The 1,162-nt window shown below is 52.8% G+C and carries 1 protein-coding gene; it reads right to left on the bottom strand.

Features of this window, described 5'->3' with window-relative positions:
• Positions 1-38: 38 nt before the first annotated feature.
• Positions 39-1,162, bottom strand: a protein-coding gene (locus MHK00_RS11815) for an IS3 family transposase (RefSeq protein ID WP_394372012.1) whose coding sequence is annotated in 2 segments (ribosomal slippage) — positions 39-949 and positions 949-1,162 — 1,125 coding nt annotated over the 2 segments. Because the reading frame shifts where the segments join, the coding sequence is not laid out codon by codon here. This gene is flagged as partial in the annotation.

Genomic DNA, 1,162 nt, shown 5'->3' with positions numbered 1-1,162 from the left:
GGGCCTGGCCCCCGGAAAGTAGACACGTCGGGGGTTAGCTATGCTGCTTGGGTCAGTGTAGCTGAATTAAGCGCCTCGAAGTCATCGGGGGCTAGAAGGTTGCACCAGGAGTGCCGTCTGCGCGTGTTGTAGCGCATGCACCATCGGAAGACTTCCTGGCGGCAGCTGATTGGACTTTCAAAGAGTTTCCTATCACGCAGTACTTCACGCTTTAAGGTGGCGTTAAAGGATTCTGCTAGGGCATTATCGGCACTCGTTCCCACTGCTCCCATGGATTGACGCACACCAAGCTGAGCGCAGTGGTCCCTAAATGCCTGTGAGGTGTACACACTGCCGTGATCGGAATGGAAAATTGCCCCTTTAAGGCTTCCGCGGACCTTTCTGGCATGAGACAAAGCTTCGATAACCAGCGATACCCGCATGTGATCGGCGAGTGCATGACCGACAAGTTTGCGAGAGTAGACGTCGATGACCGTGGCAAGGTACATGTTTTTGCCACCCTTACACGGCAGGTACGTAATGTCGCCAACATAGACGTGGTTTGGCCTGTCAGCGGTGAATTTGCGGCCCACTAAATCTGGCATGACGCGGTGACCAGGCTTACGCCTGGTAGTGACACATCGGCGGCGCTTGGTAAAGCCTTTAAGCCCCATGGATTTCATGATGCGTGCGACCTTCTTGTGATTGATCGGGCCGAAATCCGTATCACTGTTGAGGCTCGCAGCGATGCGTTTAGCACCATAAAGCCCGTGCTCATCATCAAAAGTGGTCTTGATTTTTGCACCAATAAGGGCATCGGAACACATCTTTAACCTGCGTTTTTCGCGGGTTTGCACCCACTTATAAAACGAGGAGCGATTGAGCTTTAACACGTGGCACATCCGCTTAACCGAGTACTCGGTTCGGTGGTCATAGACAAACTGGAAGCGGATTACCAGCGTGTCTCTTCGGCAAAATATTTCGCGGCCTTGCGCAGGATGTCGCGTTCTTCACGCAGCTTTGCGTTTTCGTTTTCTAGCTGGCGGATCCGCTCAGAATCAGTCGTCGCCTGAGCTTTATCACGCATGTTTTTCGAGTGGGCACGTTTGCCGGTGCCGTACTGCTTAAGCCAGGAATAAAGTGAAGAACGATTGATTCCTAGCTCTGCTGAAGCCGTGTGAAG

It is taken from the genome of Corynebacterium tuberculostearicum (assembly GCF_022347385.1).
Classification (GTDB): Bacteria; Actinomycetota; Actinomycetes; order Mycobacteriales; family Mycobacteriaceae; genus Corynebacterium; species Corynebacterium tuberculostearicum_M.
Note: the sequence above shows the minus strand (reverse complement) of the source record. Positions and strands in the feature narration are given on the sequence as shown.